We start from the raw sequence: 23536 nt of genomic DNA on the forward strand, positions 1-23536 counted from the left end.
CCGGCATTGCGCCGAAAATCCGCTGTTTTCTCCTCCGCACGCGAACGCGCCGAGGCCGCGAGACTCGCGCTGCGCGTGGGTCCTGCTCGAGTCGCTTGTCTCGCCCGACATCCGCTGAAACACCGTCCTGCCGGCTCTGACAGCAGTGTCAATGCCTCGGGTCCTCCCTGCTTGACCGCACGTTCGCGGCTCCTATACTCTTTCGAGGCTTTCGGGGCACTCGTGTTCCACGCGGGGCGATCCTCCGCGGGCTTGCTGCCGCGAGGCGGTTTTGTGCGTGGCGGTCCAGCACCCGTCGAACACGGGCCAACATTTCAATAATAGGGAAGAGGAGACGTCATGGCTCACGACGCCGACGCGAATAAAGCCAGCAAGCACTGGCTCTGGCTGTTGCTGTTGCCTTGGATCGCCATGGTCTGGGTGCCGTCGTACAACAAGGTCGAACCGGTATTGTTCGACTTTCCGTTTTTCTACTGGTATCAGCTCCTCTGGGTGCTGATCAGCGCAGTCATTACGGCGCTCGTCTATATGAAGACCAAGGCGCGCTCGTCGGGCCGTCCTCAGGGGGACGCACAATAATGAACGCCATCGCGACTTTCGTCTTCGTTCTATTTTTTATCGGCGTCACGATTCTCGGTTTTATCGCGGCGCACTGGCGGCGCGGAGATCTTGCGCATCTGGAAGAGTGGGGTCTCGGCGGCCGGCGCTTCGGCACCATCGTCACCTGGTTTCTGCTGGGCGGCGACCTTTACACCGCGTACACCTTCATCGCTGTACCGGCGCTGGTATTCGGTGCGGGCGCAACCGGTTTCTTCGCGCTGCCGTACACCATTCTGATCTACCCGTTCGCGTTCGTCGTCTTCCCGAAATTGTGGAGTATCGCGAAACGTCAGGGCTACGTGACATCGGCGGACTTCGTATCGGCACGCTACGGCAGCCGTATGCTCGCTCTCGCAATCGCGGTGACGGGTATCGTCGCGACCATGCCGTATATCGCGTTGCAACTGGTCGGGATCGAAGTAGTGATCGGCGCGCTCGGCTTCGACACGAAGGGCTTCGTCGGCGATCTGCCGCTCATCATCGCGTTTGCGATCCTGGCCGCGTACACGTACACGTCGGGCTTGCGCGCGCCGGCCATGATCGCCGTGGTCAAAGACGTTCTGATCTACATTACGATCTTCGCTGCGATCATCGTGATTCCGCCGCAACTGGGCGGCTTCGGCCACATCTTCGCAACGGTGCCGCCGGCCAAGTTGCTGCTTAAGGCACCGGACGTGTCGAGCCTGAACGGCTATAGCGCGTATGCGACGCTCGCGGTGGGTTCGGCCCTCGCGCTGTTCCTGTACCCGCACTCGATCACGGCGGTGTTGTCGTCGAAATCGGGTAATACGATCCGCCGCAATATGGCGATGCTGCCGGCTTACTCGCTGGTGCTCGGTCTGCTCGCGCTGCTCGGATTCATGGCGCTTGCTTCGGGCGTGAAGGACATGCCGGAATTCGCGCCGTACTTCAAGGCGTTCGGTCCGAACTTCGCAGTGCCGGCTCTGTTCCTGCACTTCTTCCCGTCGTGGTTCGTCGGCGTGGCGTTCGCTGCGATCGGCATCGGCGCGCTGGTGCCGGCGGCGATCATGTCGATTGCGGCCGCGAACCTGTACACGCGCAACATCCACAAGGAGTTCGTGAATCGCAACATGACGCACGAACAGGAGACCAACGTCGCGAAGCTGGTGTCGCTGATCGTCAAGGTCGGCGCAGTGGCGTTCATTCTGGGCCTGCCGCTCACGTATGCGATCCAGTTGCAATTGCTCGGCGGCATCTGGATCATCCAGACGCTGCCCGCGATCGTGCTCGGCCTGTACACGCGAGTGCTCGACTATCGCGGTTTGCTGCTCGGCTGGGCAGTCGGCATCGCGACCGGTACGTGGATGGCCGTTTCGCTGAAGCTCGCCGGTTCGATCTTTACGATCCACCTGTTCGGCATGGGGATTCCGGGCTACGCGGCTGTCTGGTCGCTGATCGTGAACCTGGTAGTGGCGGTGGTGGTGAGCCTGCTGGTGCGCGCGTTCGGCATGCAGCGCGCCGAAGACCGCACGCGTCCGGAAGACTATCTGGACGTGGTCGAAAGCTAAGCGTCGCAAGCTTGTTGGCGGCCGGGCATGCCGGCCGGCAAGCGAAACGATGCAACTCAAACGCAGCGCCCGCAGACGAAAGTCTGCGGGCGTTTGTGTTTGCGGCGCACTCCAGGGCACGATAGCGAGACCGTCTCTCACAAGCGTCGCTCACTCCGCCATGGCTCCTGCCGATTCCCGCACCGTGATTCCACGCCGTTCGGCGGTAAGCCGGATGGTTCGCGCGATCACGTCGCCGTATTACCGCTATCGACATGCGAAGGTCCTGCACAGCCTGCGCGTAGGACTGGCAATGCTGTTCTCGATTCTCGCGACAACCGGTATCGACATTCCGCACGGCATCTGGTCGTCGGTGACGCTGCTCGTGGTAATCGGCGGTTTGCAACACCACGGCAATATCCGCAAGAAAGCGGCGGAGCGGGCCGCGGGCACCTTGCTCGGGGCGTCGATCGGGCTGCTACTGATCGTGCAGCAGAATCTGCTTGGCTCGCTGCCGCTCACCTATGTGTTGATGTCGATCTTGGCCGCGATCTGCGCGTGGTTCGCGATCGGCTCGTCCGGCTATATCGGGCTGTTGACGGCCATCACGATGTGCATCGTCGCGGGACATGGCGACAATCTGATCGACGTCGGACTGTGGCGCACGCTGAACGTGCTGATCGGCATTGTGATCGCGCTGGCTTTTTCATTTGCGCTGCCGCTGCACGCCACATATTCGTGGCGCTACGGTATTGCGGCGAATTTGCGCGAGTGCGCGCAAATCTATACGCGTTTGCTGGAGGGCGAGACGATTGGCGAGGAAGAGCAGGTGAAGCGGTTTCTCGAGATTAACCGGCGGCTCGTGCAATTGCGTTCGCTGATGCCTTCGGTGGCAAAGGAGATCGACGTGCCGCAGGCGAAGCTCGAGGAGATTCAGCGGCTGCATCGCTCGGTGCTGAGTTCGCTCGAACTGCTTGCCACCGGTCCATTGATGCAGGCCGGCGCCGCCGCGCGCACCGCATATGCCGAACAGTGTGGCGCGGAGGTGCGGGCGGTGCGCGCCATGCTGCTGGCGATTGCGCGCGGCCTGCGCTTTGGCCGCGCGACGCAATTTGGGATTCCGGTGGCCGGCAATCCGGCGGCCGGCGATCCGGCCGCGTCGCCGCTCGTGCGAACCGCGGGCAACGCTGCGTCTAAACTCCCGCCCGACCTGCAAGGGCCTTATTGGCTCGGGCAGCGGCTCGCAGAGCAGGTGGACCGCCTGCGCGCAGCGTTACTTGAGACAGAGGTGAACTGGAACATCGAGCGGCGTTCGCGAGTTCTGCAGAAGGCTTAGTTAGAGAAGATGCCGGTGAAGTCCGCTCATGGTTCCTGGCAAGGGCTCGGGCCGCGGCGGTGACGCTGGCTCTCGCGTTGCCGCCGCGATAGCGGTAGTAAGCAGCGCCAGCGACGGTCGTCGCGGCAGCGCGCGACTACACCATGTCATCGCCATCGCGCGACCAAACGGCATCGCCGTGACCGACGATCACTCTTGCGGCAGCGTCACCATCCACATCAGGCCGAAGCGGTCCACCGTCATGCCGAAGCCTTTGCTCCAGAAGGTCTCGCCCCATGGCATCACGATCTGGCCGCCGTCGGCGAGCGCGTTGAAGTATTTTTGCGCCGATGCCGCGTCGTCCGCCGTCAGCGACAAGCTGAAGCCGCTCATGGGCTTCGCGTCCTGGTCGCAATTGCCGTCGGACGCCATCCACTGTGTCGAACCCATCTGAACGTTCGCATGCATGATCTTGTCTTCGAGGCCGGCACTCGGCTGGTTCTGCGAGTCGGGCGGGGCGTCCTTGAAGCGCATCATGAACGTGACCTCGGCACCGAGGTGCTGGCGATAATAATCGAGCGCTTCTTCGCAGCGTCCGTTGAAAAAAACGTAGGGTTGGACTTCCATCATCGTCTCCCGAAATGTGGATGTGAACGCCTGGCGCCTTATGGCGGGCAAAGGAGCAGGCGTGCAGACCATTTTAGGCAAGGGTTTTCGGGCGATTGTGACTTTGTGTCGTGAGGAAAAGACGGCTCGCCGGAAACGGCCGAAGGCCGCGTCAGCGGATGAGCGGGTAGGCGGATTCCCGGTAAACGGAACGCGGCCCCGAACCATGAGCTTCGGGGCCGCGTGTTGGAGCGCTGCTGTTGCCGCGCGTGCTGTGGTCGTCGGTTCTTGCCGACGTACGACGGCCGCTGCGCTTAACGCAGCGCTTCGATCAGTTTTTCCAGCTTGACTGCGTCGGCCGCAAACGCGCGGATGCCTTCGGCGAGCTTTTCGGTTGCCATGGCCTCGTCGTTGACGAGGAAGCGGAACGACGCTTCGTCGACCGGCACGCGTTCAATGTCGGCGTCTTTCGCGCTGTCAGGCGAGAGCTTGCGCTCGACCTTCTCGGTGCTTTCGTGCAGCTTTTGCAGCAGATCCGGGCTGATGGTCAGCAAATCGCAGCCCGCCAGTTCCAGAATCTGGCCCGTGGTTCGGAAGCTCGCGCCCATGACCTCGGTCTTGTAACCGAATTTCTTGTAGTACGCGTAAATGCGGCGCACGGACTGCACGCCCGGGTCGTTCGCGCCGCCGTCCTTCGCTTCGTCCCACGCGCTGCCGGCGTTTTTCTTGTACCAGTCGTAAATGCGGCCGACGAACGGCGAGATCAGCTTCGCCCCGGCGTCGGCGCAGGCGGCGGCCTGGGCGAGCGAGAACAGCAGCGTCATGTTGCAGTTGATGCCTTCTTTCTGCAGCACTTCGGCCGCGCGCACGCCTTCCCACGTGGAAGCCAGTTTGACCAGCACGCGTTCGCGGTCGATGCCGTGGTCTTTGTAGAGCGCAATGATTTCGCGGCCCTTGGCGATCGAGCCTTGCACGTCGAACGACAGACGCGCATCCACTTCGGTCGACACGCGCCCGGGGATGATTTTCAGGATTTCGGTGCCAAAAGCGATCAGCAACTGGTCGATGATCGCGCCCATCGGCTTCGACGCATGATCTTTCACCGTTTTTTCGAGCAGCGGCCGGTAGTCGTCTTTCTGGACGGCCTTCAGAATCAGCGACGGATTGGTGGTCGCGTCCTGCGGCTTGTACTGCGCGAGTTGCTGGAAGTCGCCGGTATCGGCCACGACCGTGGTGTATTGCTTGAGTTGATCGAGTGCGGTTGTCATATTCGTGCCTTCAGAGGGCGCATGCGCCGTGGTTCAGGAGAACGAGGTCGCCGCCGGAATGAAAGACCGGGCCCGGCGGCCGCGAGTCATGCTGCAGCATTTGCCCGATGTTCCTGGTAAACGCTGCCGGATGCTTCTATTTTATGGCGGATCGTCGGATGTAGTGTTGACAGTTGCCAGCGGCGATCCGTTCACAGCTATTTCACTGCCATTCCACCGCGCTTGCGGGCGAGCTGAGGTGCCGCCGCTATGCGCCGCATGCAGGCACACGCGCGAGACGCAGGACATCGCACGTACTCATGCGCGCCGCGCATTCAGCACGACCTGCGTGAGCACGCCCGCCACCAGCCCCCAGAACGCCGACCCGATAGACAACAACGTCAGCCCCGACGCCGTCACCATGAAGGTCACGAGTGCCGCTTCGCGCTGCCTGACGTCCTGCATTGCGTTGGTGAGTCCGCTCATGATCGAGCCGAACAGAGCCAGGGCCGCGACTGACACCACGAGTTCGCGCGGAAACGCCGCGAACAGCGCCGCAATGGTCGCGCCGAAAACGCCGGCGATCAGATAGAAGATACCGCACCACACCGCGGCCATGTAACGCTTGCCGTGGTTTTCGTGCGCTTCGGGGCCGGTACAGATCGCCGCAGTGATCGCGGCAAGGTTGACGCCGTGCGAGCCGAACGGCGCGAGCAGCAGCGACGCGATCCCCGTCGCGGAAATCAGCGGCGCCGACGGCGTGTTGTAGCCGTCCGCGCGCAGCACCGCGATGCCGGGCACGTTCTGTGACGCCATGGCGACGACGAAAAGCGGAATCCCGATGCTGATGCTCGCGGCAAGAGAAAACGCCGGCATCGTAAAGACGGGATGCGCGAGCGCCACCTGAAAGTGACTGAAGTCCAGCAGGCCGAGGGCACCCGCGGCAATCGTGCCGGCAATCAGCGTCATTGGAATCGCGTAACGCGGCGCGATGCGTTTGATGACCAGGTAGGTCAGAAACATCGTCAGCACGAGCGCCGTCTGAAACTGCGCGGCTCGAAAGATCTCGATGCCGATCTCGAAGAGGATGCCCGCCAGCAGTGCGGCCGCAATGCCAGCGGGGATTTTCTTCATGAGCGTGTCGAACCAGCCCGTCAGTCCGACAATGGTCAAGAGCAGCGCGCAGACGATAAACGCACCGATCGCCTGCCCGTAAGGCACATGCGGCAGCGACGACACCAGAAGCGCCGCGCCGGGCGTCGACCACGCAATCACGATCGGGGCGCGGAACCGCAACGACAGTCCGATCGTGCAGAGGGCCATGCCGATCGACAACGCCCAGATCCACGACGAAATCTGCGCATTCGTCAGATGTGCGGCCTGACCGGCCTGAAACATGAGCACGAGCGAACTGGTGTAGCCCGTCATCATCGCGACGAAGCCCGCGACGATCGCCGACAGCGAAGTGTCGGCCAATGGGTTGAAGCGCCCGGGCGGAATGCCGGCAGGCGCGAGATCAGGCGATAACGAGCGACTCATGCAGAAACTTTCTTGTCGTTGAGGGTGGAGCGGGAGGTTCTATTTGCTCAGCATCCGCATGGCGGACTCGAGCCCGGCGAGCGTGAGCGGATACATGCGCTGGCCGAGCACTTCGCGGATCGCGCTGACGGACTGGCGGTACGCCCACAGGCCTTCAGGTTCCGGATTGAGCCACGCGTAATGCGGGAAGTGGTCGGCGAGGCGTCGCAGCCACACGGCGCCGGCTTCTGCGTTGTTGTATTCGACCGAGCCGCCCGGCTGCAGCACTTCGTAGGGGCTCATGGTGGCGTCGCCGACGAAGATCAGTTTGTAATCGGGCGTGAACTTGTGCAGCACGTCCCACGTCGCCATGCGCTCGGTGTGACGGCGACGGTTGTTCTTCCACAGGAAGTCATACACGCAGTTGTGGAAGTAGTAAAACTCGAGGTGCTTGAATTCGGCCTTCGCGGCGGAGAACAGTTCTTCCGTGCGCTTGATGTGATCGTCCATGGAGCCGCCGACATCGAGCAGCATCAGCACTTTCACCTTGTTGTGCCGCTCGGGCACCATCTTGAGATCGAGCCAGCCGGCGTTCGCGGCCGTGCTGCGGATCGTGTCGGGCAGGTCGAGTTCTTCGGCCGCGCCTTCGCGCGCGAAGCGGCGCAAGCGCCGTAACGCCACCTTGATGTTGCGCGTGCCGATTTCGACCTGGTCGTCGTAGTCGCGATAGGCGCGCGCTTCCCAGACTTTCACGGCAGTGCGATTGCCTGCCGCGTCGCCACCGATGCGCACGCCTTCCGGGTTGTAGCCGCCATTGCCGAACGGCGACGTGCCGCCCGTGCCGATCCACTTGCTGCCGCCTTCGTGCCGCTCTTTCTGTTCGTCGAATAGCTGCTTCAGGCGTTCCATCAGTTTGTCGATGCCGCCCATCGCCTCGATCTGTGCCTTTTCTTCCGGCGACAGATCGCGTTGCAGCTTTTTCTTCAGCCAGTCGAGCGGGACGTCGAAGGCAAGTTCGGAGGTCTGCGCGACGCCGTTGAAATACGCGCCGAACGCCTGGTCGAACTTGTCGAAGTACTGTTCGTCCTTCACGAGCGTCATGCGCGCGAGGTAATAAAACTCGTCGAGCGACGGCGCGATCACGTTGGCTTTGAGCGCCTCGAGCAGCGTCAGGTATTCCTTCACCGACACGGGCAGTTTCGCGGCGCGCAGCGAGTAGAAGAAGTCGATCAGCATGCTGGGTTCTCCGCGGCGCGGGCACTCACTAGAAATTCAACGATTATTGCGGTTCATGAAAATGAGCCGCTCGAACAGGCTTACGTCCTGTTCGTTCTTCAAAAGCGCGCCGTGCAGCGGCGGAATGATCTGCTTCTGATCCGACGAGCGCAGCGCTTCAGGTGGAATGTCTTCGGCGAGCAGCAGCTTGAGCCAGTCGAGCAGTTCGGACGTGGACGGCTTTTTCTTCAGCCCGGCCACGTTGCGCAGCTCAAAGAAGCTTTGCATGGCCGCGGCCAGCAGATCCTTCTTGATGCCGGGATAGTGCACCTCCACGATCTGCTGCATCGTGGCCGGGTCGGGAAACTTGATGTAATGGAAAAAGCAGCGGCGCAAAAACGCGTCGGGCAGCTCCTTCTCATTGTTCGACGTAATGATGACGAGCGGACGCTGTTTCGCGCGGATCAACTCGTGCGTCTCGTACACGTAGAACTCCATGCGGTCGAGCTCGCGCAAGAGGTCGTTCGGAAATTCGATGTCGGCCTTGTCGATCTCGTCGATCAGCAGCACGGCTTGTTCGTCCGATTCGAACGTCTGCCACAGCACGCCCTTGACGATGTAGTTGCGGATGTCCTTCACCCGCTCGTCGCCGAGTTGCGAATCGCGCAGGCGCGACACCGCGTCGTATTCGTACAGGCCTTGCTGGGCCTTGGTGGTGGACTTGATATGCCACTGCAGCAGCGGCATGCCGAGCGCGGCGGCGACTTCTTCGGCCAGCATGGTCTTGCCAGTGCCGGGCTCGCCCTTGATCAGCAGCGGGCGCTTGAGCGTCATCGCGGCGTTGACCGCGAGCTTGAGGTCGTCGGTGGCGACGTACTGCGATGAGCCTTCGAAACGCATGGCAAGATGCTCTTTGGGCGGAAAAAACCCAGTATAAGTCAGAAGCCCTGTTGGCCTGAAACCGGCTCGCGTATGGTTTCAGCCGCGGTGCGGCCCGGCCGGAAGGCAGGCCCGCCGGCCGGCGCGCCCCGCGCGGTGGACGTTCGGCGCGGCGTCGCGGTACAATTAGCCCGATTTTTTTGGCCTGCGTGGCTCCCTATAAGAATAACGGCGCGGGCCGTTGCCTTTTTGGGCGCCCGTTTCCCCTCAAGCCAGGTTACATGCTATGAATAAATTCGTCGGCAAACACGTCGTGATCGCAGCGCTGTCGGTGCTCGCGGGCTATGCGGCCAGTGCGCAGGCAGCGGATGTCGTCGGCAACGCGAAAGCGGGCCAAGGCAAGGTCGCGATGTGTATTGGCTGCCACGGCATCCCTGAATATCGCACGGCTTATCCTGAGGTCTACCGCGTGCCTATGCTCGGCGGCCAGAATCAGGCGTACCTCGAAAACGCCCTGCGCGGCTACAAGAAGGGCGATCGCCACTTCGAAACGATGCACGCGATCACCGCGTCGCTATCGGATCAGGACATCGCCGACATCGCTGCTTACTACGCGGCGCAAAATTCCTCATCGAAGAGCAATCCCGACAAGTGACCGGCTGCGGTTATCCAACCAGTCACACGGCTATTAAATTCGCGGGATAGGAGAATTCATGAATAAGCCCCAACAGGCACTCCACACGGTGTTCAAGGCTGCATGCGCGTCGGCGGCAGTAATCGGTCTGGTTGCAACGAGCGTCGCCCACGCGGCCGACGCCGGCAACGGCAAGGTGCTGTCCGAGAGCCACAACTGCGCGGCATGTCACGGCCCGAACCTGAACAAGCCCGTAAGCCCGGAATATCCGAAGCTCGCGGGTCAGCATTCCGATTACGTCTACTGGGCACTGCGTCAGTATCAGATGGGTAACGGCAACCCGCACATGGGTCGTAACAACGCGATCATGCAGGCGCAGGTGCAGAGCCTGTCGCAATCGGACATGAAAGACATCGCGGCTTACATCGAATCGCTGAACGGCGATCTCGTGCAGAAGAAGTAAGCACGCCGCGCCGTCTCGGCGCTGCCTGGCAATTCCAACGACACCCCGCTTCGACGGGGTGTCGTGCTTTTGGAGCGCCGAACTTCGCGTGCGTGGCCACGTCGGGGCTCGCGCGCTCTTTAGCGCGTTCCCTTCGAGGGCTCGTGCTGGCGTTGCTATGCGGGCACGCTTGCGGCTAGTCGCGCGTCGCGCGCCGTTCGATTCGCTGCAGATACGCGTCGGTATCGGGCGGCATGCCTGTGCGCTGCGCTTCCCAGATGGTTTCGCCGAGGCATTCCATGATCGCGTGCTGCGCGTCGTGCGTCGACCCAAGACGGGCGGCGAGACGCTCGTGCGCGGCACGAATGCCTGGCGGCTGGTCGATCGACAGTTGTTCTGTGATGGCCAGGTGCATCGACAGATGCAGGAACGGATTGGTCTGTCCACGCTCGGGTGAGTAGTCCTGAGCCTGGGCCGCCTCGGTATCGGTCAGTTCCGCGTGATACTCGGGATGCTCAGTGATCCAGTCGGCGGCAATCGCTTCGAGCGGCGTCAGAATCTCGCCCTGACGCTGTTTGCGCCAGGTCTCGGTGAAAAATTGACGGACTTCGTCGCGGCTTGGATTGAACATCGTGGGACCGGTTTATCGAGTGGAAAGTGGGAGGACGCAACGGCTGCGTGCGGTGAGGCGTTGCTGTGAGAACGCGCCATGCGGAGCCGCTCACGCTGGCCGGTGCCGCCGCGTATAACTCAGGCCGGCGCCGCACTATATATAACGCGGCATTTTACGCGTCGGTGCCGCGGCTTGCTGGGGACGCGCCCGCTCAAAGATCGGGCGGCGGCGTCTTTGGCCGGAATTCGCAAAGCGGCTCGATCGCACAGTGCCAGCACTCCGGCCGACGCGCCTTGCACACATAACGGCCGTGCAGGATCAGCCAATGATGCGCGTCCTTCTTGAACTCGGCGGGCGTGAATTTTTCGAGCGCTGTTTCAACCGCGCGCACGTCTTTGCCGGGAGCCAGCCCGGTTCGATTCGCAACCCGAAAGATGTGTGTGTCGACGGCGATAGTCGGATGGCCGAACGCCGTGTTCAGAATCACGTTAGCCGTCTTGCGCCCGACGCCCGGCAGACTTTCCAGCGCCTCGCGGTCCTCAGGCACTTCGCCGCCGTATTGATCGAGCAGGATGCGGCAAGTCGCGATCACGTTCTTGGCCTTGTTCCTGTACAACCCGATCGTCTTGATGTAGTCGGCGACGCCTTCTTCTCCGAGGGCCAACACTTTTTGCGGCGTGTTGGCCACAGGGAACATCTTGCGCATGGCCTTGTTGACCGAGACGTCAGTTGCCTGCGCCGAAAGCAGTACGGCAATCAGCAGTTCGAACGGTGTGGTGTACTCCAGTTCGGTCGTGGGATGCGGATTGATGCTCTGAAGCGTTTCGTAGATGGCGCGGCGTTTGTTCGCGTTCATGCTGAGCGGGCGGATGCTGTTAGCGCGGATTGCGCGTGCCGGCCGGCGTCGACGGCGGCGGGTTGCCGGCGGCATCGTCGGTACGTTGGTCGGTGCCTGTGTCGGTGAGCCCGAGACGGCGGCGGCGCGCTTCGGCCGCGTCGATCTGCGCCTGCACGTCGGCGCTCACCTGCTCGGTGTTCAACGGGACCTGGCCTTTGGCGGCCAGCTCTTCCTTTTTTTTGCGCGCGCGTTCGAGCGCGGCCTGGATAATGGCGCGCTTCTTCGCTTCAGCGTCCGCATTATCTGCAGCGCTTGCAGGCGATGCCGACGGTGTCGACACGTTGCCTGCCGGCGCAGTGGCAGCCGCAGTGATCGCGCCGCTAGCGGTTGCGCTGGTTCGCCGCGCCGCAACACGTGCTTCGGCAGCTTCGCGCTCGCGTGCAAGACGCGCTTCGCGCCGGTTATGTCGCTCGCGCGCGGCGTCGGCGAGTGGCTGGCTCCATGCGTCCCAGCCGGTCGCCTCGCCGGTCACCGGCGGCATCGAGATGCAATCGACCGGGCAGGGCGGCACGCACAGGTCGCAGCCCGTGCACAACTCGGCGACTACCGTGTGCATGTGTTTCGGTGCCCCAACTATTGCGTCGACGGGGCACGCTTGCATGCACAAAGTGCAACCGATGCACACCTGTTCGTCGATAACCGCCAGAGGGCGTGGGCGTTCGACGCCATTGGCGGAATTGAGCGGAATCACCGGTTTGCCCAGCAAGGCGGCGAGCCGCGCGACGCCTTCTTCACCACCCGGCGGGCACTGGTTGTAATTGGCTTCGCCGCATGCGATGGCCTCGGCATACGGACGGCACGCCGGATAACCGCACTTGGTGCATTGCGTCTGGGGAAGCAGATCTTCAATGCGATCTGCGAGTGTTTTGATCTGTGTCACGGTCACGATGTGGGGCCAAGCGGGGCTCGGCGGGGCGGCCGCACAGCTTGAACTAAATAGCACATTATCGCCGATTTCCCCAATTGCCATCGGCAATCCATGTGCCATAATCGAAGCGCCTTTTTCGAAAGACCGCAGAAGGGTTTCCCCCAACCAGCCCGTTCAGTGCCGTCTATGCAAGGCCCGAGGAGAGGCCGGCGGCACGATCTGGAAAACGCGGCTCACGAAGACCATGCCACCATGAATCAGCCGAAAATCAAAAGAGATCCTGAAGGCACCCGGCGCCGCATTCTGCTTGCGGCAGCCGAAGAGTTTGCAAATGGTGGGCTATTCGGCGCGCGCGTCGATCAGATCGCCCGCCGAGCGGAGACGAATGAACGCATGCTCTACTACTACTTCGGTAGCAAGGAGCAGCTTTTCACTGCTGTACTCGAGCACGCGTTCAGCGCGCTCAACGAAGCGGAACGCACGCTCGAACTGAACGGCATTGCACCGGTCGAGGCAGTTACGCGTCTCGCGCATTTTGTTTGGGATTACTACCGCGACCATCCTGAACTGCTGCGCCTCGTCAATAACGAAAATTTGCACGAGGCGCGTTATATGCAGAAGTCCACGCGCATCCGAGAAATGATCTCGCCGATCGTCGCCACGCTTGGCAGCATTCTCGAGCGTGGTCAACGCGCAGGGCTCTTTCGCACGAACGTGGATCCGCTGCGCTTCTACGTCACGCTGTCGGGCATGGGCTATTACATCGTGTCCAATCGCTTCACGCTCGAAGCCACGCTTGGTCGCGATTTCAGCAGTGCGAGCGAACGCAGTGAGGTGATTCAGATGAACACCGAACTATTGCTCGCTTATCTGTTGCGAAAATAGGACGGCCTCGGTGTTGGTCCGCAAAGTTGAGAAGTGCTAAGACGCTTCTCAACTTCGCTTGCTTTTGAACGGGCCGTTTGAGACGTGCCAAAAAAACGGCCTCCTAATCAGGAGGCCGTTCTTATCAGTTCGCGAGGACTTCGTGAGTGACTTCATGAGTGGCCGAAAAAGCCTGCATGACGTTTGCGCGAAGTCCGCATGACACGCGTCACACTTCAGCTTTTTCCTTCACGACCTTCGGCGCCTTGTTGTGCTCGAGGATGAAGTCGCGCAACTGCGGGTAAATGATCGTGCGCCAGCGCCGGCCCGAAAAGATACCGTAGTGCCCGCACTTCTCCGCCGTGAAGTGACGCTTGTTCTTCTCTGGAATGCCGGTGCACAACTCGTGAGCGGCATAGGTTTGACCGTCGCCGGAAATGTCGTCCAGTTCGCCTTCAATCGTGAAGAGCGCGGTTTTCGTGATGTCCTGCGGACGCACGCGTTCGCCGGCCACGTCCCAGGTGCCTTCGGCCAGGCAGAACTCCTGAAACACCACGCGGATCGTGTCCAGGTAGTAATCGGCGTCCATGTCGAGCACGGCGTTGTACTCGTCGTAGAAGCGGCGATGCGCTTCCGCGTCGTCTTCGTCGCCACGCAGGAGGCTCTGGTAGAAGTCCCAATGCGAAGCCGCATGACGTTCCGGGTTCATCGCGACGAAGCCCGTGTGTTGCAGGAAGCCCGGGTACACCTTGCGGCCCACGCCCGGATAGTTCGGCGGCACCGTGAAGATCACGTTGTTTTCGAACCACTCGTAGGAATGTTGCGTGGCGAGCGAGTTGACCGACGTGGGGCTCTTACGCGCGTCGATAGGCCCGCCCATCATGGTCATGGTGCGCGGCGTGTCTTCGCCGCGGCTCGCCAGCAACGAAATGGCGGCGAGCACCGGCACCGTCGGCTGGCACACCGAGATCACATGCAAATTCTTCGCGCCGATATGGCGGATGAATTCCTGAATGTAGGCGATGTAGTCGTCGAGATGAAACTCGCCCTCTTCGAGCGGCACCATACGCGCGTCGATCCAGTCGGTCAGATAGACCTTGTGGTCCTGCAACAACGTGCGCACTGTGTCACGGAGCAGCGTGGCATGGTGGCCCGATAACGGTGCGCAGACCAGCACGACCGGCTCGTCCTTGAGCTGGGTCACAGCGTCGCTGTCGTCCGCGAAACGCTTGAAGCGCATCAGACGGCAGAACGGCTTTTCGATGATCGTTTGCTCGATGATCGGGATGTTATGGCCGTCTTTGACGATCTGATGGAGATTGAACTCCGGCTTCTCGTAATCTTTACCAAGCCGGTAGAGCAGTTCGTAGCCGGCGGAAAGGCGCGTGGCACCGGGCACGTAGGCCAGGGGGCTGGCAGGATTCGCGAACGATTTTGACGCGGCCTGAGCCCAGGCGGTAAGCGGGCTCAGCATAGCCCGCTGGAATTCGTGCAATTGGTAGAGCATGGGTGCTCCGTTTTAAGCGGTTCGCATGGGGCTTCGCAAACACGCGTGTGGCGTTGCGGCAGGCCATTCTGGTTGTTGGCACACTATTTTCGGGCCGACAGACGGTTCGATGATATAGAAACAAGTGGTGTTGTGCAATGCAGCAATCTGGTCGCGTCAATCCGTGAAAGTGTCATTGAATCATGCTACTGGCGATGCTGCTGTGCCGCTATCCGGGCTTGCAGCACCCTCAAGTTCCGTCTGGTGCATGCCGTTATGAGACGGCTGACCCGTGGCCCGCGCCATCGCCTGCTCATGTTTCATCAGATTCAGGCCGGTATTGACGAGCGACACATGCGAAAACGCCTGCGGGAAGTTGCCAACCAGGCGTTTCTCGGCCGGATCGTACTCCTCCGCGAGCAGCCCGACGTCGTTGCATAGTCCGAGCAGCCGTTCGTACATGGCAATCGCTTCGTCGAGGCGGCCTTGCAGCGCCAGGTTGTCCACCATCCAGAACGAGCAAGCCAGAAACGTGCCTTCCCCCGGCGGGAGGCCGTCGTCGTATTCGGTCGTGCGGTAGCGCATCACGAAACCGTCGTGCATCAGGTCGCGTTCGATCGCCTCCACCGTCCCTTTCATTCGTGGATCGTGCGGCGGCAGGAAGCTCACCAGTGGCATGAGCAGCAGGCTCGCGTCCAGCTGGTCGCTGCCGTACGCCTGCACGAACGCGTTGCGTGACGGATTCCACGCCTTTTCGCAGACTTCCGCGTGAATCTGCGCACGAGTGGCGCGCCATTCGTCGAGCGGGCCGTCGAGCTTGAACATTTCCGCCGATGCAAGCGCGCGGTCGAACGCAACCCACGCCATGACCTTCGAGAAAGTGAAATGCTGGCGTCCGCCGCGCGTCTCCCAGATGCCCTCGTCGGGTTGCTGCCAGATCGTCGTCAGGTGGCCCAGCAGCGCGCATTGCACGTTCCACGCGGTGTCGTCTGCCTGCAAGCCGCCGACGCGCGCCAGATGCAGCGCATTCATCACCTCGCCATACACGTCCAGCTGAAGCTGCCCCACCGCGTTATTGCCAATCCGCACGGGCTTCGCGCCCTGATAGCCGGGCAGCCAGTCGATCTCGAACTCGGGAAGGCGCCGCTCGCCGGCGAGCCCATACATGATCTGCAACTGGTCGGGCGCGCCGGCCGTGACGCGGCCGAGCCAGCTGCGCCATGCACGCGCTTCGTCGTAATAGCCGCCGCGCATCAGCGCGAGCAGTGTGATGGTCGCGTCGCGCAGCCAGCAGTAGCGGTAGTCCCAATTGCGCGTGCCGCCCAACTGTTCGGGCAGCGACGTGGTAGGCGCGGCGACGATTCCGCCAGTCGGCTCGTAGGCGAGCGCGCGCAGCGTAATCAGCGAGCGGCGGATCGGCTCGGCCCATCTGCCCTGGATGGTGCCGCGCGCCGACCATTCGAGCCAGTGGTTCTCGGTGCGTGCGAGCGCCGTGTGCGGATCGCGTGCCGGCGGCAGTCGCAAGTGCGAAGCCGCGTAGGAGAGCGAGAACGGCACACGCTCGCCTTCTTTGACGGTGAATCCCGCCACAGTCTTCATGTTCTCGCCGACCAGTTCCACGGGCGTCCTCAGCACCGCGTTATCCGGGCCGACTATCGCGCGGATGCCGCTCTCGTTCTTCAGGCGTTGGACCCACGGAATCGAGAAGCCGTAGTCGAAGCGCAGCACGAGTTCCATCTTCATGCGCACGGTGCCGCGTTTGCCGACGACGATACGCACCATTTCGGACCAGCCGTTGCCCGGCGGCATGAAATCCACGAGCGTCACCGCGCCTTCGGGCGTTTCGAAGTCCGTTTCGAGTATCAGCGTTTCGCCCCGATACCGGCGGGTAATTTTCACGGGCGCGTCGGTATCGGGACAAATCAGCCATCGGCCGTTGTCCGGCGTGCCGAGCAGCGCGGCGAAACATGCTCCTGAGTCGAAACGCGGCCAGCAAAGCCAGTCGACGGAACCTTCGCGGGAAATGAGCGCGGCGGTGTGGCCGTCGCCGATGAGCGCATAGTCTTCGATGGGTGCGGGCATGAGGGTGCGTATCAGTGCGTTTGAGTAGCAGGTGCGGCGCAACTGGCCCCACCTGTTCGTTGTTCTTTCCGGACTCGCTGGCAGTTTTTGGGCTTCGTCGGCAATGCGGCAAAACGCGGGTTGGTAAATGTCGAACCTATGCCTACAATCGGTAATCTGGCCGGTGCAAAAATCTTCACAATTTTGCGAACCGGCTTGCCCATCGCGCATGCACACGCCGTTTCGAGGACGAAAGCCATGCTGAATCCGTCAAAATCCGACTGCATCACGATTCTCTCCGCCGCGAGCCAGCTTGCGGACGATTCAATGTTGCCTCTCGATCACAGCCGCCTTGGTCTGAGCCGCAACGGCATGCAGACCGCCGCGAGCTTTCTGATCGAACGAGCCTGCTTCCGGCGTTATCAGGAAGGTGACGGCCATTATGCCGTCGGCGCGCTGTCGCTGCAGGGTCGCTGGCGTCTCGAACAGCTTTCGAACGGCTGACGACGGCGTTTTCCGCGAGCAGCACTGACATCGGGCGTCGCCCGGAACCTGTCTTGCTTGGACGCCTGACGCCTATTCTCGCCAGCCTGCAGCAGTAACGCACGGTCTAGTCCGGCCGTGCGCGCTCCTTTTTGTTCATGCAGTTTGTGCACGTTGAACACTGTCGCCGGGCGGCAGGGACGACAACGCGCGCACACCGGCCCTCCATCTACTTCGCATGGGAATTAGCCGGGCCGTCTTGCGCCCGGCCGCCGCGCTCAGAAATGCGAAGACCCCACGCCGAAAATCCCAATGATCCCGATGATGATCAGATAAAGCGCGACGATATAGTTCAACAGCCGCGGCATCACGAGAATCAGTATGCCGGCGATCAACGAAACCAGCGGGCCCAGGCTGAGTGTGACGTTCATGAATACTCCGTAGTGTGGTGAGACGCGATTAAAGAAGATCCCGTTCAGGCGGGACAATTGCTACCCATGCAGCGGCCGGCGTTGCAGCGCTCCAGTTCTAAAACAGACCGCTACCCGACTGACTACCTGCCGACAGGTTCGCGCGGCAGACCAGAGACGCCATTACAACCAGTTCATGCGAACAAACGATGTAGAGGAGGTCATATGCTTCGTCGTCACCGGGCCGCAGTGCGCGCCGCCTCAGGTGTTACTCAGCCTTCTTCGTCTTCCGATGCAGGCTTCCCTTCACGGCGCGCGCGCACATGGGCGCCCATGCTCTCCGCCGGCTCGATCATAAAAGGTTTCGCGCTCATGGTCTCGATTGTCGCTTCACCCGCGTTCGCCCAGGACGCTGGCCCCGCTCCCGCCGACGGCGTCTATGACATGCTGGTCGGCACCTATACGGGCGGCAAGAGCGAGGGCTTGTATGTCTATCGGTTCGACACCAAGACCGGCGACGCGACGCGTGTCTCGGTCGCGCAGACGGTCAACCCGTCGTATCTGGTGGTGAGCCGCGACCGCCGGTTTGTCTATGCCGTCAACGAACTGCCTGGCGACAACGGACCGGCCAGCCAGCGCGGCGGCATCAGCGCATTTCGTTTCGACGCCGCGAGCGGCCAGTTGAGCTTCCTCAACAAGGTCTCCGCCGACGGCAACGATCCGTGTTACCTGAGTCTCTCACCGGATGGCAAATATCTGCTGACCGCGAACTATTCGGTCGCGGCCGACCCTGGCGGCAGCTTCGCGGTGTTCCCGGTGCAGGCGGATGGCCAGCTCGGCGCGTCGGTGTTGACCGTACATCATGAAGGCGGCGGCCCGGTGAAAGGACGCCAGGACAATTCGCACGTGCACTCCACTGTCTTTTCGCCAGACGGACGTTATCTGTTCGCGCAGGATCTCGGTGCAGACAAGCTCTATTCGTACCGCTACACGCCCGACGGCAGCCGCGGCCTGTTCGGTCCGACCGACTGGCGCTATACGCAGGAAAAGCCGGGCACTGGCCCCCGGCATCTGGTGTTCGGTGCCGATGGCAAACATGCGTACCTGACGAGCGAGCTCGCCGCGACCGTCAGCATCTTCAATTACGACGACGGCAAGCTCACGCAGGTCCAGACAGTCTCGCTAACGGAGCCCGGCTTCAAGGGCGCGGTCGGGGCGGCGGCGATCCATCTGTCGCCGGACGGGCGGTTCCTGTACGCGACCAATCGCGGCGACGCAAACGAAATCGTGATCTTCTCCGTCGATCCGACTAACGGACACCTGAAAAAGATCGGTCATCAATCGAGTCTTGGAAAGTCGCCGCGCGAATTCGCAATCGACCCCACGGGCAAATGGCTGATTGTCGGCAATCAGAACAGCGACACGGTCTACGTATTCAGGCGCGATCAGCAGAGCGGCTTGCTCGAAGCGAACCCGAAGCGGATCGAGATCGGCTCGCCGGTGGACTTCAAGCTCGTGTCGCCGTCGTGAGGGAGGGGCCCGCATCTGTGCGCAGGTGAGGGAACCACTGAATCATGCGTGCGAGCACGCGCGCTGTACGCTGCATGAAAACGGGCCGCTTCGAGCGGCCCGTTGTTTTGTAGCAAGCCTGGCTCGCCTCGTAACGCGTATTCGATGCGTCGGCGAAGCTGACCGCCAGTCAGACAGGCTTATTCCGCTGGTCCAGGCGCGAGCACTTCACGGCTGCCGTTGATACCCATGGCCGACACCAGCCCAGCGGTTTCCATCTGCTCGACAAGACGCGCCGCACGGTTATAGCCGATGCGCAATTGCCGCTGCACCGACGAAATCGACGCGCGCCGCGTGCGCACGACAAACGCAACGGCTTCGTCGTACAGTGGATCGGCTTCCGCATCCGGCGAGTCGCCGAACAGGTCCTGCGCCGCGCCGCCGTCGGTCGCGGGGCCGTCGAGAATGCCTTCCTCGTATTGCGGCTCGCCGAACTGCTTCAGATACTCGACGATCGCGTGCACTTCCTCGTCCGCGACGAACGCGCCGTGCACGCGCTGTGGATAGCCCGTGCCTGGCGGCAGGAACAGCATGTCGCCCTGGCCGAGCAGCGACTCCGCGCCCATCTGGTCGAGAATCGTGCGCGAGTCGATCTTTGACGACACCTGGAACGCGACGCGCGTCGGAATGTTCGCCTTGATGAGCCCGGTGATTACATCCACCGAAGGGCGCTGCGTCGCAAGAATCAAGTGGATGCCGGCGGCGCGCGCTTTTTGCGCAAGCCGCGCGATCAGTTCCTCGATTTTCTTGCCGGCCACCATCATCAGGTCGGCGAGCTCGTCGATCACCACGACGATCAGCGGCAGAGGCGCGAGCGGCTCGGGCGCCTCCGGCGTCAGTGAAAACGGATTTCCGAGCTTCTTGCCCTTCGCTTCTGTGTCGCGGATTTTCTGGTTGAAGCCCGCGAGGTTGCGTACGCCGACCGCGGACATCAGGCGGTAGCGTTTTTCCATTTCGCCGACGCACCAGTTCAGCGCGTTGGCCGCGAGCTTCATGTCGGTGACGACAGGCGCGAGCAGATGCGGAATGCCTTCGTAGACCGACAGCTCCAGCATTTTCGGGTCGATCATGATGAGGCGCACTTCCTCTGGCGTCGCCTTGTAGAGCAGCGAGCAGATCATCGCGTTGATCGCGACCGACTTGCCCGAGCCCGTCGTGCCCGCAACCAGCATGTGCGGCGCCTTTGCCAGATCGGCGACGACCGGATGGCCGGTAATGTCCTTGCCCATCGCCAGTGTCAATTGCGAATGCGAGTTCTGATAGACGCTCGCTTCGAGAATCTCGGAGAGGCGGATCGTTTGGCGCTTCGCGTTCGGCAATTCGAGGCCCATGCAGGTCTTGCCGGGAATCGTTTCGACGACGCGGATCGACGTGAGTCCGAGACCGCGCGACAGGTCCTTCATCAACCCGACGATCTGACTGCCGCGCACCCCGAGCGCCGGTTCGACCTCGAAACGTGTGATGACGGGACCTGCCGATGCGCCGACCACCGTCACCGGCACTTTGAATTCCTGCAGGCGCTGTTCGATCAGCAGACCGGTCTCGATGAGCTTTTCCTCGGGGACGGGCTCGACGTCGGTATCGGCGGGCGCAAGCAGATCGAGCGTGGGCAATTCGACCATCGACGCGGCCGGCGCGTGGAACTCGAAGCCGTTAGTCGGGCTGTGGCCGCGCAGCGGCGTGCGCTGCACGGGCGGTTCGGCCGCGGGCACCGGTTCGTGCCCGGCGTTCGATGCGGCCAGCGGTGGAGAGTGCGGCGCGGAATAGGTGGCGTCCAGAGCGGGAGCGTGGATCGCCGGTGCGCTGAGGTTTTCCTCGTCATGCGGATGCGCATGCGGTTGCGTTACCGCCTGGTCGCGCGTAGCCGTGTGCGCCTGGGTTACCAAGCTGGGGAAACGAACCACGTTGGACGACACCGGCGTCGCAGCGCCTGGCTCCAGTCCGACAGTTGTATCGGCCACAGGTGCGGCGTTCGGTTCGACCGACGTGGCCGCTCGGTCCGCGAGGGTAGGGGGCGTGTGCAGGTCGGCAGTGACTGGGGATGCCAAGCCTGCAGTGGTTTCGCTCGTACCTGTGTTTGTCCCTGTGCCTGCGGTGTGCGGAACCTGTGCAGCGTGGGCCGGAGCGTTGTCTGGCGCAATGTCGGGAGCGATCGACACCGGCCTGACCACGAGCGGCATCGCGGAGTCTTCGACTTGCTCGTCGCGGTGCTGACTTGCATGCGTGGCCGCGCTAGCCGGGCTGTCGGGACGGTCATCCGGCTGTTGCGCCGATGAATTCAGGTCTTCTTCCCAAGGCGGCGTCTGCGACGGCGCGTCGGGCTCCTGCAGTCGGGTTGCAAAGATGCCGAACGGCGTGCGATTAAGCGGTGGTGCGGCAACCGGCAGCGCTGGCACGACCGTCGATGCCATCCCCGCTGCGGGCACGATCGCCGGCGTTGACGGGGTTGACGGCGTTGACGGCGTCGCAGGTTCACTCGGCGAGCTTATCGGCGCTTGAATGACGGGCGGCTCAATCGGCCATTGCACGACTGGGACGTTATTGCTCGCAGCCGACGCCTCGGGTTCCGTCTCCAGCGTGTGAGCGTGCGGGACAACCGGCGTTTCATGCGGCGTTTCTAGTGCAGTTTGTTCCACTGACATTGGAGGCTGCATGTCGACGGGCCGCTCGAACGGAGCTTCATCGGCGTGGATCGCATCGGCTCGCGACGCATTGCTTGCCGCCGGACTTGCGACATCGTCAGACTCTGCCTGATCCGCGAATGAAGGCGGCTCGACGTTGCCGTAGTGCGCAATTTCCCCGCTTGCAGTGGCGCTCGCACCCGACGACGGCGTGTTCTGGTCCGCGATCTTCGCACCTTCCACGCCGGTGCTTCGCGCGAGGCTGACGCCGGCGATATCCGTCCAGCGGGCAGCGTTCTCCGCGATGCTGCGCAGCGTCTCCTGGACGCTGGCAGGCGGCGTCACCGTTTGTGTTGCAGGCAGGGGCCGCGTGTAGCTCGGCGCAGCCGACAACGGACGACGCGTGCCCGAAACCGAAGCGACATCCTGGGTGCGCGGGGCCGCCGGCAACACTTGCGCCGGCGACGCCGCACGATTGAGCGGCGTCGGAGTATGGTTGAGCGCGGCGCGGCCATCGACGGACCCGCTCGGCGCCGTCCTACCGGCAGACCCGCGCGGACCCGCGGTTGTACCCGCTGCGGGACGCGCGGCATGCGCATTGGCGCCTTGCATACCGGCGGCCACTCCCGCCGCACCGGCGCCGATTCCCAACGATCCACTACCTCTCGGATCACGAGTTGGGCGGCCTGTGCCGGGCGAGCCGTTATCGCCAGCCCCGTTTTGCGCTGCTGTGCTCACAGTCGACGCACGCGGCTGCGACGTGGTCTCGCGCAGCCAACCGGCTGGCGCGACCGGCTCCGCCGGCGCCCATGTCGCCTTGCCGGCAGCCGGCCCATGCATCGGCGTCTGTGACGTTGCGGGCCGCGCCGGATTCGCGCTGCCTGTAACCAGAACCGGCTCGGCTTGCGAGCTTCGGCTGCGCGGCGCAACCCGCCCGGCTCGCCAGCTTTCGCTAGTCGCGCGCGTTGGCGCGTCCCTGCCAGCGGCAGATCCGGCAGCGCCGACGCCTGCAGCCCCCGCGCCGCCCGCAGCGCGTCCCTTGACAGGCGGTCGCCAAACGGTGGGCCGCGAATAACGCCCTTTGGTTTTGGGCGCCATCGTGTTCATGGAACTGGAAATGTGCGGCGACGCGCCGTCGTCGATGCGATGGCGGCGCGCTTCATCGTCGCGCCTTGCAAGACCGCGCGAGGCGAGGCCGAGGCCGAACGCGCCGTCGGCCCACGCGAGAAACTCGCGCCAATGAAAACCGATCAGCCAGGGCAGGCTGACTAACAGCAGCGCCAGCGCCGCCAGCGGCGTGCCGATATGTCCGAGCAGATGGCCGAAGCCCGCCGCGAGTGCATGGCCGATCGCATTCGTGCCGGCCGCGCCGATCAGCGACGCCTCCAGCGTGCAGCTCGCCGCCATCACGCAGACGAAGCCTAGCCAGAGCCGGATCGTGCCGGGGCCGCGCAGACCCGCGCCGCCCGGCAGCATCGACTTGACGAGCCGCCATATGAGAGGAATGAACCAGACGGCCGACCCGCCGAACCAGCCGAAAACTACCGTGTGCATACTCGACATCAACAAATGACGGATTGAGGGAAACGCAATCCGTCGAGTTTAAACCGGCGAAGCCCAAGGCTCCGAAGGCGGACACAAGTATGCCTGCGTCCTCATGCAAACCGGGCAGCGCGCCGAAAATTCCGCACGCCGCCCG

The 23536-nt window shown here is 62.7% G+C and carries 20 protein-coding genes; 8 read left to right on the plus strand and 12 right to left on the minus strand.

Translation table 11 applies throughout. The features are described from left to right. Nucleotides 1–339: 339 nt before the first annotated feature. The 3 genes from OH764_RS04275 to OH764_RS04285 all read left to right on the plus strand — a co-directional run bounded on the left by OH764_RS04275 (nucleotide 340) and on the right by OH764_RS04285 (nucleotide 3444). Nucleotides 340–579, plus strand: a complete 240-nt coding sequence (locus OH764_RS04275) for a DUF3311 domain-containing protein (protein WP_020065312.1) — start codon at nucleotides 340–342, stop codon at nucleotides 577–579. Then, the gene (gene mctP / locus OH764_RS04280; protein WP_498848137.1) at nucleotides 579–2129 is read left to right on the plus strand and encodes a sodium:solute symporter family protein; all 1551 of its coding nucleotides are present in this window, start codon (nucleotides 579–581) and stop codon (nucleotides 2127–2129) included. The genes OH764_RS04275 and mctP overlap by 1 nt, the downstream gene beginning before the upstream one ends. Before the next feature lie 160 nt (nucleotides 2130–2289). Next, on the plus strand, nucleotides 2290–3444 hold the full coding sequence (locus tag OH764_RS04285) for an FUSC family protein (RefSeq protein ID WP_498848138.1): 1155 nt from the start codon (nucleotides 2290–2292) through the stop codon (nucleotides 3442–3444). A 189-nt stretch (nucleotides 3445–3633) separates the two neighbouring features. Here the strand turns inward: OH764_RS04285 and OH764_RS04290 are convergent, their stop codons facing one another. From OH764_RS04290 to OH764_RS04310, 5 genes are all read right to left on the minus strand, one after another. Further along, nucleotides 3634–4050, minus strand: a complete 417-nt coding sequence (locus OH764_RS04290; protein ID WP_498848750.1) for a VOC family protein — start codon at nucleotides 4048–4050, stop codon at nucleotides 3634–3636. 293 nt (nucleotides 4051–4343) lie between these two features. Continuing rightward, nucleotides 4344–5297 carry a transaldolase gene (gene tal / locus OH764_RS04295; protein WP_498848139.1) on the minus strand — a complete coding sequence of 318 codons (954 nt, stop codon included), beginning with the start codon at nucleotides 5295–5297 and terminating at the stop codon, nucleotides 4344–4346. 297 nt (nucleotides 5298–5594) lie between these two features. Continuing rightward, nucleotides 5595–6815, minus strand: a complete 1221-nt coding sequence (locus OH764_RS04300; RefSeq protein ID WP_498848140.1) for a benzoate/H(+) symporter BenE family transporter — start codon at nucleotides 6813–6815, stop codon at nucleotides 5595–5597. Between the two features lie 39 nt (nucleotides 6816–6854). Further along, nucleotides 6855–8030: a vWA domain-containing protein gene (locus OH764_RS04305; RefSeq protein WP_498848141.1), complete on the minus strand. Its 1176-nt coding sequence runs from the start codon at nucleotides 8028–8030 to the stop codon at nucleotides 6855–6857. A 36-nt stretch (nucleotides 8031–8066) separates the two neighbouring features. Further along, nucleotides 8067–8909: an AAA family ATPase gene (locus tag OH764_RS04310; protein ID WP_498848142.1), complete on the minus strand. Its 843-nt coding sequence runs from the start codon at nucleotides 8907–8909 to the stop codon at nucleotides 8067–8069. Between the two features lie 265 nt (nucleotides 8910–9174). Here OH764_RS04310 and OH764_RS04315 point away from each other — a divergent pair, with 265 nt between their 5' ends. Both OH764_RS04315 and OH764_RS04320 read left to right on the plus strand, forming a co-directional pair. Next, on the plus strand, nucleotides 9175–9543 hold the full coding sequence (locus OH764_RS04315; protein WP_013338619.1) for a c-type cytochrome: 369 nt from the start codon (nucleotides 9175–9177) through the stop codon (nucleotides 9541–9543). 58 nt (nucleotides 9544–9601) lie between these two features. Beyond that, nucleotides 9602–9985 carry a c-type cytochrome gene (locus OH764_RS04320; protein ID WP_020065320.1) on the plus strand — a complete coding sequence of 128 codons (384 nt, stop codon included), beginning with the start codon at nucleotides 9602–9604 and terminating at the stop codon, nucleotides 9983–9985. Nucleotides 9986–10160: 175 nt separating this feature from the next. On the opposite strand, the gene OH764_RS04325 is transcribed toward OH764_RS04320, so the two are convergent. The 3 genes from OH764_RS04325 to rsxB form a co-directional block, all read right to left on the minus strand. Further along, complete coding sequence (locus tag OH764_RS04325) at nucleotides 10161–10595, minus strand: DUF1841 family protein (protein WP_027775577.1); 435 nt, start codon at nucleotides 10593–10595, stop codon at nucleotides 10161–10163. Nucleotides 10596–10788: 193 nt separating this feature from the next. Next, nucleotides 10789–11433 carry an endonuclease III gene (gene nth / locus OH764_RS04330; protein ID WP_088174870.1) on the minus strand — a complete coding sequence of 215 codons (645 nt, stop codon included), beginning with the start codon at nucleotides 11431–11433 and terminating at the stop codon, nucleotides 10789–10791. A gap of 19 nt (nucleotides 11434–11452) precedes the next feature. Next, nucleotides 11453–12361, minus strand: coding sequence for an electron transport complex subunit RsxB (rsxB, locus tag OH764_RS04335; protein WP_498848143.1), 909 nt, complete (start codon nucleotides 12359–12361; stop codon nucleotides 11453–11455). 234 nt (nucleotides 12362–12595) lie between these two features. Here rsxB and OH764_RS04340 point away from each other — a divergent pair, with 234 nt between their 5' ends. Beyond that, on the plus strand, nucleotides 12596–13228 hold the full coding sequence (locus OH764_RS04340; protein WP_020065324.1) for a TetR/AcrR family transcriptional regulator: 633 nt from the start codon (nucleotides 12596–12598) through the stop codon (nucleotides 13226–13228). A gap of 208 nt (nucleotides 13229–13436) precedes the next feature. Here the strand turns inward: OH764_RS04340 and OH764_RS04345 are convergent, their stop codons facing one another. Both OH764_RS04345 and OH764_RS04350 read right to left on the minus strand, forming a co-directional pair. After that, nucleotides 13437–14714 (minus strand): polyhydroxyalkanoate depolymerase, encoded by a 1278-nt coding sequence (locus OH764_RS04345; protein ID WP_498848144.1) that lies wholly within the window; start codon nucleotides 14712–14714, stop codon nucleotides 13437–13439. A gap of 180 nt (nucleotides 14715–14894) precedes the next feature. After that, the gene (locus OH764_RS04350; RefSeq protein ID WP_498848145.1) at nucleotides 14895–16775 is read right to left on the minus strand and encodes a glycoside hydrolase family 15 protein; all 1881 of its coding nucleotides are present in this window, start codon (nucleotides 16773–16775) and stop codon (nucleotides 14895–14897) included. 237 nt (nucleotides 16776–17012) lie between these two features. Between OH764_RS04350 and OH764_RS04355 the strand changes: the two genes are divergently transcribed. Continuing rightward, a complete protein-coding gene (locus OH764_RS04355) occupies nucleotides 17013–17258 on the plus strand; it encodes a hypothetical protein (protein ID WP_006048362.1) in 246 nt (81 codons plus the stop codon). A gap of 257 nt (nucleotides 17259–17515) precedes the next feature. Here the strand turns inward: OH764_RS04355 and OH764_RS04360 are convergent, their stop codons facing one another. Then, nucleotides 17516–17668 carry a DUF3096 domain-containing protein gene (locus OH764_RS04360; RefSeq protein WP_007175701.1) on the minus strand — a complete coding sequence of 51 codons (153 nt, stop codon included), beginning with the start codon at nucleotides 17666–17668 and terminating at the stop codon, nucleotides 17516–17518. A gap of 312 nt (nucleotides 17669–17980) precedes the next feature. Between OH764_RS04360 and OH764_RS04365 the strand changes: the two genes are divergently transcribed. Further along, the gene (locus tag OH764_RS04365; RefSeq protein ID WP_498848751.1) at nucleotides 17981–19177 is read left to right on the plus strand and encodes a lactonase family protein; all 1197 of its coding nucleotides are present in this window, start codon (nucleotides 17981–17983) and stop codon (nucleotides 19175–19177) included. 179 nt (nucleotides 19178–19356) lie between these two features. Here OH764_RS04365 and OH764_RS04370 read toward each other — a convergent pair whose 3' ends face one another. Then, on the minus strand, nucleotides 19357–23391 hold the full coding sequence (locus tag OH764_RS04370) for an FtsK/SpoIIIE family DNA translocase (RefSeq protein WP_498848146.1): 4035 nt from the start codon (nucleotides 23389–23391) through the stop codon (nucleotides 19357–19359). Nucleotides 23392–23536: the final 145 nt, after the last annotated feature.

This window comes from Burkholderia sp. M6-3, from assembly GCF_050858985.1.
GTDB lineage: Bacteria > Pseudomonadota > Gammaproteobacteria > Burkholderiales > Burkholderiaceae > Paraburkholderia > Paraburkholderia caledonica.

Coding starts and splice junctions, on each gene's coding strand:
- OH764_RS04275 (WP_020065312.1), top strand. CDS start 340: ATGGCTCACGACGCCGACGCGAATAAAGCCAGCAAGCACTGGCTCTGG.
- mctP (WP_498848137.1), top strand. CDS start 579: ATGAACGCCATCGCGACTTTCGTCTTCGTTCTATTTTTTATCGGCGTC.
- OH764_RS04285 (WP_498848138.1), top strand. CDS start 2,290: ATGGCTCCTGCCGATTCCCGCACCGTGATTCCACGCCGTTCGGCGGTA.
- OH764_RS04290 (WP_498848750.1), bottom strand. CDS start 4,050: ATGGAAGTCCAACCCTACGTTTTTTTCAACGGACGCTGCGAAGAAGCG.
- tal (WP_498848139.1), bottom strand. CDS start 5,297: ATGACAACCGCACTCGATCAACTCAAGCAATACACCACGGTCGTGGCC.
- OH764_RS04300 (WP_498848140.1), bottom strand. CDS start 6,815: ATGAGTCGCTCGTTATCGCCTGATCTCGCGCCTGCCGGCATTCCGCCC.
- OH764_RS04305 (WP_498848141.1), bottom strand. CDS start 8,030: ATGCTGATCGACTTCTTCTACTCGCTGCGCGCCGCGAAACTGCCCGTG.
- OH764_RS04310 (WP_498848142.1), bottom strand. CDS start 8,909: ATGCGTTTCGAAGGCTCATCGCAGTACGTCGCCACCGACGACCTCAAG.
- OH764_RS04315 (WP_013338619.1), top strand. CDS start 9,175: ATGAATAAATTCGTCGGCAAACACGTCGTGATCGCAGCGCTGTCGGTG.
- OH764_RS04320 (WP_020065320.1), top strand. CDS start 9,602: ATGAATAAGCCCCAACAGGCACTCCACACGGTGTTCAAGGCTGCATGC.
- OH764_RS04325 (WP_027775577.1), bottom strand. CDS start 10,595: ATGTTCAATCCAAGCCGCGACGAAGTCCGTCAATTTTTCACCGAGACC.
- nth (WP_088174870.1), bottom strand. CDS start 11,433: ATGAACGCGAACAAACGCCGCGCCATCTACGAAACGCTTCAGAGCATC.
- OH764_RS04340 (WP_020065324.1), top strand. CDS start 12,596: ATGAATCAGCCGAAAATCAAAAGAGATCCTGAAGGCACCCGGCGCCGC.
- OH764_RS04345 (WP_498848144.1), bottom strand. CDS start 14,714: ATGCTCTACCAATTGCACGAATTCCAGCGGGCTATGCTGAGCCCGCTT.
- OH764_RS04350 (WP_498848145.1), bottom strand. CDS start 16,775: ATGCCCGCACCCATCGAAGACTATGCGCTCATCGGCGACGGCCACACC.
- OH764_RS04355 (WP_006048362.1), top strand. CDS start 17,013: ATGCTGAATCCGTCAAAATCCGACTGCATCACGATTCTCTCCGCCGCG.
- OH764_RS04360 (WP_007175701.1), bottom strand. CDS start 17,668: ATGAACGTCACACTCAGCCTGGGCCCGCTGGTTTCGTTGATCGCCGGC.
- OH764_RS04365 (WP_498848751.1), top strand. CDS start 17,981: ATGCTCTCCGCCGGCTCGATCATAAAAGGTTTCGCGCTCATGGTCTCG.
- OH764_RS04370 (WP_498848146.1), bottom strand. CDS start 23,391: ATGCACACGGTAGTTTTCGGCTGGTTCGGCGGGTCGGCCGTCTGGTTC.